At 63.1% G+C, this 6,391-nt stretch carries 5 protein-coding genes; 4 read left to right on the top strand and 1 reads right to left on the bottom strand.

The window, feature by feature from the left end; all coding sequences use genetic code 11:
- Window position 1: 1 nt before the first annotated feature.
- Entirely contained in the window at window positions 2-1,153 is a 1,152-nt protein-coding gene (locus ACK41X_RS22105) for a pyridoxal phosphate-dependent aminotransferase (protein ID WP_409728045.1), read from the top strand.
- 7 nt (window positions 1,154-1,160) lie between these two features.
- The gene (locus ACK41X_RS22100) at window positions 1,161-1,466 is read left to right on the top strand and encodes an MliC family protein (RefSeq protein ID WP_409728042.1); all 306 of its coding nucleotides are present in this window, start codon (window positions 1,161-1,163) and stop codon (window positions 1,464-1,466) included.
- Window positions 1,467-2,471: 1,005 nt separating this feature from the next.
- Here the strand turns inward: ACK41X_RS22100 and ACK41X_RS22095 are convergent.
- Entirely contained in the window at window positions 2,472-3,410 is a 939-nt protein-coding gene (locus tag ACK41X_RS22095; protein WP_409728039.1) for a DMT family transporter, read from the bottom strand.
- Between the two features lie 200 nt (window positions 3,411-3,610).
- Between ACK41X_RS22095 and ACK41X_RS22090 the strand changes: the two genes are divergently transcribed.
- Window positions 3,611-4,555 (top strand): hypothetical protein, encoded by a 945-nt coding sequence (locus ACK41X_RS22090; RefSeq protein WP_409728036.1) that lies wholly within the window; start codon window positions 3,611-3,613, stop codon window positions 4,553-4,555.
- Window positions 4,556-4,683: 128 nt separating this feature from the next.
- On the top strand, window positions 4,684-6,391 hold a 1,708-nt coding region (locus tag ACK41X_RS22085; RefSeq protein WP_409728033.1), incomplete at its 3' end, for an MFS transporter.

Genomic DNA, 6,391 nt, shown 5'->3' with positions numbered 1-6,391 from the left:
GATCGGCGAGGAGAATGCCTTCGCCGTGCTGGCGCGCGCCAATGCGTTGGCCGCGCAGGGCCGCGACATCATCAATCTCGGCATCGGCCAGCCGGATTTCCGCACGCCGGATTTCATCGTCGAGGCCGCGATCAAGGCGCTGCGCGACGGCCACCATGGCTACACGCCGGCGACCGGCATCCCGGCCTTGCGCGAGGCGGTGGCGGCCGACCTGCACAAGCGCTACGCGGTCGCGGTGTCGCCGGACGAGGTCATGATCATGCCAGGCGGCAAGCCCACCATGTTCATGGCGATCCTGATGTTCGGCGAGCCGGGCGCCGAAATTCTCTATCCCGATCCCGGCTTTCCGATCTATCGCTCGATGATCGAATTCACCGGCGCGACACCCGTGCCGGTGCCGATCCGCGAGGAGAACGGCTTTGCGTTCTCGGCGGAAGAAACGCTGAAGCTGATCACCCCAAAGACGCGGCTCCTGATCGTCAACTCGCCGGCCAACCCGACCGGCGGCGTCACCCCGAAATCCGAAATCGACAGGCTGGTCGCGGGGCTGGAGCGTTATCCCGACGTCGCGATCCTTTCGGACGAAATCTACGACCACATGGTCTATGACGGCGAGACCCATGTCTGCCTGCTCTCCTACCCGCAAATCCGCGACCGGCTGATCCTGCTCAACGGCTGGTCCAAGACCTATGCCATGACCGGCTGGCGGCTCGGCTATGCGGTCTGGCCGGGCAAGCTGTACGATTATGCGCGCAAACTCGCGGTCAACCTGCATTCCTGCGTCAATGCGTCGGCGCAATATGCGGGACTTGCGGCACTGACCGGACCGCAGGACGAGGTGACGAAGATGGTCGCGGAGTTCGACCGCCGGCGCAAAGTCGTAGTCGAAGGGCTGAACAGGCTGCCGGGCGTGTCCTGCGCGACGCCCAAGGGCGCGTTCTACGCCTTCCCCAATATCAAGAACACCGGCTGGCAGGCCAAGGCGCTGGCATCCTCGCTTCTGGAAGACTCGGGCGTCGCCATCATCGGCGGCCCGGATTTCGGCATTCTCGGCGAAGGCTATGTGCGTCTATCCTATGCCAATTCGACGCAGAATATCCTGAAGGCGCTGGAACGGATGGGCGCGTTTCTGTCGACGCGGAAAGCGGCATAACGTGATCATGAAGCATATTGGACTGGCGGCAATTCTGGCGCTCGCCGCGGCACCGGCCTATGCGCCATCTGCTTATGCGCAGGTGACCTTCGTCACCTACCGCTGCATCGACGGAACGCAAGCCGTCGCCGCCTTCTACAGGGGCGACAAGCGGATGCGCCTGCAATTCGACGGGCATTCCTATACGCTGCCGCAGCGGCTTTCGGCCTCCGGCGCGCGCTATTCGAAAAGCGGCCTTTCGTTCTGGATCAAAGGCCAGGACGCGACGCTCAAGCGCCCGAAGCAGAAGGCGACCTTGTGCAACGTGTTTTAGGCGGGCCGTCGCGTATCGCCGTACAGAATAGACTTCTCCGAAAATGGATGGCAATGATAGTTCGGCCCCAACGGGCAATACAGGAGCAATGTTGCGGTTTCGTTCCACCTGCGCTTGAAGGCGCAGCGGCTTGGGCGATCATCGGTCTTCAAGCCTGCGGCTCGTAATATGATCTCATTGCGAATAGATGGCTTTCCGATTTCTCCATTCTCTGCCGCATGGTTCGGACATCAGCAACCACTTGGCCAAAGGCGTAGAGGGCGACAGCGGGTATCGAGAGAGTAATGCAAATCAAAAAGGCAATAAGCGCTATTGGACCAATATCATCACCCGATCCTCCCAATCCGACTCGGACGCCACTGACCACCAAAGTGAAGGCTAACCAAACAAAGAAAAGGTATGTCCCTGAAACAACTTTTAGGAACGTGGCCATCTCCTCCTCCAACTTGCTGAGCGAAAGATCAGCGATCTGGTGCCTACAACTACAAGCCTGCCTTGTTCATGGCCCAAGTGGTGAGTGCTTTGCTCGCAACCTCCTGTACCATTTTGAAAGGAAGCTTTTCGATGTTTCCGCTCCGATAGCGCTTTTGATTTTTTGGCAGATTGATTCATCTGCGAGTAGCGCACCTGCAAACTCGTGACCCTGCCACGTCAAGTCTGTCACCCACACGTGTGGAATAGGAGAGCTCACCGTCCGATGAATCTTCCGTCGATGGAGCCTGCATCGATCAACAGGACGAGGTGATGAGCGAGAGTTAAGTCATCCACTCCATCAACCTTTATCGGCTTCAAGAGAAGATCATTCTTGTCCTGAATTGCGCGCAGTATTTTGCGCACAGTCTCCGTATCGCGTCGAAATTGATGCCCCTGCGGTAGGGCCGGGAATTCCTGAGTAACAAAGGCAACAATACCCCGCTACCGTCTGCGGTCAAACCGAATTGCAGATGCCTGTGGATGCAATTTCCGCGACTGTGGCCGATTCGCTGCGCTCCGCTTGGAGGCCGCTCACGGCCGCAGCGCGAACCAGAAACCGACGAGCACGGTGACGAGCCCTAGAAGCTGCGGCAGGGTCGGCACTTCGCCAAGCGCCAGAAATCCGATCAGGATGGTCATCGCCGGCACAAGGGCCGGGAACATCGAGGCGCGTCCGGCGCCGAGTGCGGTCACGGCACGTGCGAACAGATAGAGCGCAAGCAGCCCGGCGAAGATGCCCTGCACGGCGATCTGGAGAATATTCTCCGCAAGGCCGGCTGCGGCCATCCGCTCGAAGCCGAACACCAGCGCATAAAGCGGTCCGTAGATCAGCAGCGACAGCACGCCGACCACTTGCGCGGCAAGCAGTCCGCTGGTGCGCCATCCCCGAAGGCAGATCGTAAACGCGGCCCACATGAAGCCGGCGGCAGCAAACAACAGGTCGCCGGTCAGCGCATTGCCACGGATGGTCATGATCGCTTCCCCGGCCAATACCAGCAGGCCGAGCAGGATGGCGGTGACGCCGAGGATGCGGACGCGCGTGAGCTTCTCGCCTAGCGCCAGATAGGCGAGAACAAGGCCGCCCAACGCCGCAGCGCCCGGGTGGATCACTGCGCCATGGCCGAGCGGCGCCAGCGTAAAGCCGGTATAGCTGAGGACACCCTGCAGCGGCCCCGCCAGCACCACGATGAGCAGGCCGCGCCGCCAGCCGAGCCCGCCAAGGTCGGTCGGGCCTGCCCGCAGCACCATCGGCAGCATGATCAGACCGGTCCAGACGAAGCGGTGAAAGGCGATATCGACCGGGGCGAGTCCGGCGGCCAGGCCATGCTTGGCGGCGACGAAGCCTGCGGCCCAGCATGCCGCCGCGGCGATCCCGCACAAAGCTCCGGTAGCCGGCGCCGACAGCCCGGCGGCACGAGGATGGTGATCGGGCAAAGCCGCAAATCCGAAATGGGTCCCGGTTGCCCGCATACACGCGCCGCGCCAGTCTGCCTATGGCCGCCGGCGCGGCCCGGCCATGTTCGATCCGGGCGGTCGCGCAACGTCAGCCCGAACATGCGCAAGGGCCGGTATGGTTTGACTGATCGGGGCCCGCTCTCTAACGTCGGTCCGGTCGCGGGGGGCCTCGCGGCGCTATGACGGCATCAGCGGCACCGCCAGGCATCTCTGTAATGAAGACTATCAGTGCATTCCTGTTTTCCGCGCTCGTCGCGCTGGCGGCGATCGCGGGCTCGGTCTTTGTCCTGTCCAATGTCTGCGTGATCGAAGCGCCCGTGTCGCCGGCCCGAACGCCGTCGCGGCTGCCGATTCAGTTCGAGCGCGGTGCCCAGGACTCGGTCATCGAGCGCGCGGTGCTGAACCGCGAGAGCAACGATGCGATGGTCTGGAAGGCCCAGGCGTCGGCGCCGCAACCGGCGCAGGCGATGAGCTGGCGCAACCGCTTCCTGTGCGACATCCGCATCACCGACATGGCGCTGCTCGCTTTTGCCGCCTTCCTGCTGCTGGCGACGATCTTTCAGGGCTTGTGGATGCTGCGCGCGATCCGCGCCACCGATCGCATGGCGGGTCTGGTCCAGGAGGGGCTGGTCTCGGCGCAACGGCCTTACGTGTTCTTGCGCGAATTTCAGGTCGCCATGACCAAGAATCCGCTCAATGATGAAATCCAGACCTGCACCATCCAGCCGGTCTGGGAGAATACCGGCACGACCCCGACCCGGAACGGCCGCGGTCATGTGAACTGGAAATATTTCGACCGCTCGGTGCCTGCCGATTTCGATTTCGCCGATTTCGACGAGCTCGGAAACCGCATCCTGTCTTATGACGCCTACAAGCCGCTGATCGTGGGTCCGCGCGCCACCGCCCTGTCGCCGATCATCACCATGGAACCGGCGATTCTGCGCCAGGTCCGCGACCTCCAGGGCAAGCTCCTGATCTGGGGCTGGGCCGAATACGACGAGGTTTTCAGCGACGCCAAGCGGCACCGCACCGAATTTGCCTATCTCGTGGTGGTGTCCGGCTCCCCGGCAAGCCATGTCGGGTTCAGCCAGTACAAGCTGCATAACGGCGTCGACGAAGACTGCACCAAGCAGCCGACGGTGCTGGCGCGCAGCGTCTGAGCGCCCGTCGCAGGGCCGCTGAGAGGCCCCTCCGCGCCCCTTGGGCGGCCTTCCTCCCGTCTTAGCGGCCGGGGCCGAAATCTGCTAAGCAGATCGAAGTATTCAATAAGATCGGACACCGAACGCGCATGGCCGGACCGTCGAAGCCGTTGATGCTGTCGTGGCGCTTTGCGCCACTGTTCTGGACCCAGTTTTTTTCCGCCTTCAACGACAACTTCCTGAAGAATTCGATCGTCTTTCTGATCCTGTTCCGGATGGGGACGGAGGGCGAGGCGCTGATCACGCTGGCCGGCGCGGTGTTCATCGCTCCGTATTTCTTTCTCTCGGCGCTGGGCGGCGAGGTTGCCGACCGCTACGACAAGGCCGTGGTGGCGCAGCGGCTGAAGCTCGTCGAGATCGGCGTTGCCGCGATCGCGGTGCTCGGCTTTGTCACGCATTCGCTGCTGATCCTGTTCGTGGCTCTGGCTGGTTTCGGCATCATCGGTGCCCTGTTCGGGCCGATCAAATACGGCATCCTGCCCGACCATCTCGAACGGCGCGAATTGCCCGCCGGCAACGCGCTGGTCGAGGGCGCGACTTTCATCGCGATTTTGCTCGGCACCATCGCCGGCGGCATGGCCGCGCGCGGCGGCGGCGATCCGCTCGCCTTCTCCGCGCTGGTGATGTTCTTTGCGCTGCTTTGCTGGGTGTCGGCGCTGCTCATTCCGCGCACCGGCGAGGCCGCGCCCAATCTCATCGTGAATCGCAACATCGCGGCGTCGACATTGACGCTGCTGCGCGATTTGCGCGCCGATTCGCGGCTGTGGTGGGGCGCGCTGGTCACAAGCTGGTTCTGGCTCGCGGGGATCGTCGTGCTCTCCCTGCTGCCGCCTGCGGTGAAGACCCTGGTCGGCGGCAACGAGGAGACGGTCACCGCCTATCTCGCGATCTTCTCGGTTGCGGTCGCGGTCGGCTCGGGTCTTGCCGCCTGGCTTGCCGCCGGACGCATCATCCTGCTGCCGACGCTGATCGGCGCGGTTCTGCTCGCGGGCTTCGCGCTGTTTCTCGGCTACACGCTCTACGGCGCCCAGCCCGCCACCGTGTTCAACGGGCCATGGGAAGTGTTCCGCACCGCGCGCGGCATCAATGTTGCGATTTCGCTGATCGGTCTTGCGATCGGTGGCGGCATGTTCATCGTGCCGGCCTTCGCGGCGGTGCAGGCCTGGGCCGGTGCGGACCGCAGGGCCCGGACCATCGCCGCGGTCAATATCCTCAATGCCGCCTTCATGACGGTGGCGACGCTCTTCGTCGCCCTGCTGCAGGGCCTCGCCGGCGTCACCACGCCGGTGCTGTTCCTTATGCTCGGCGTCGCCAACCTGATCGTCGCAATCCTGATCGCTTTCACCATGCCGACCCGGCCGTTCGCGGATGCGCTGTCGATCCTTTACCGCGCCTTCTTCCGCGCCGAGGTGCGCGGCCTGGAGAACCTGCAGAAGGTTCAGCAGCCCAACGTCATCCTTGCGCTCAACCATGTCAGCTTTCTCGATGCCGGAATCGCGCTGTCGCTGCTCGGCCGCGATCCGCTGTTCGCCATCGACACCGCGATGGCGCAGAAATGGTGGGTCAAGCCGTTTACGCGAATGGTCCGCGCTCTGCCGATCGATCCGCTCAAGCCGATGGCGACGCGCACCCTGATCCAGGCGGTGGCGAGCGGGGAAACGCTGATCATCTTCCCAGAAGGCCGGATCACCGTTACCGGCTCGCTGATGAAGGTCTATGACGGCGCCGGCATGATCGCCGACAAATCCGACGCGGTGATCGTGCCGATCCGGATCGAGGGGCTGGAGCGATCGTGGT

Origin of the sequence: Pseudorhodoplanes sp. (genome assembly GCF_046289595.1) — a bacterium.
Taxonomy (GTDB): Bacteria; Pseudomonadota; Alphaproteobacteria; order Rhizobiales; family Xanthobacteraceae; genus Pseudorhodoplanes.
The sequence above is the reverse complement of the archived record's forward strand: the minus strand, read 5'-3'. Positions and strand labels throughout refer to the sequence as shown.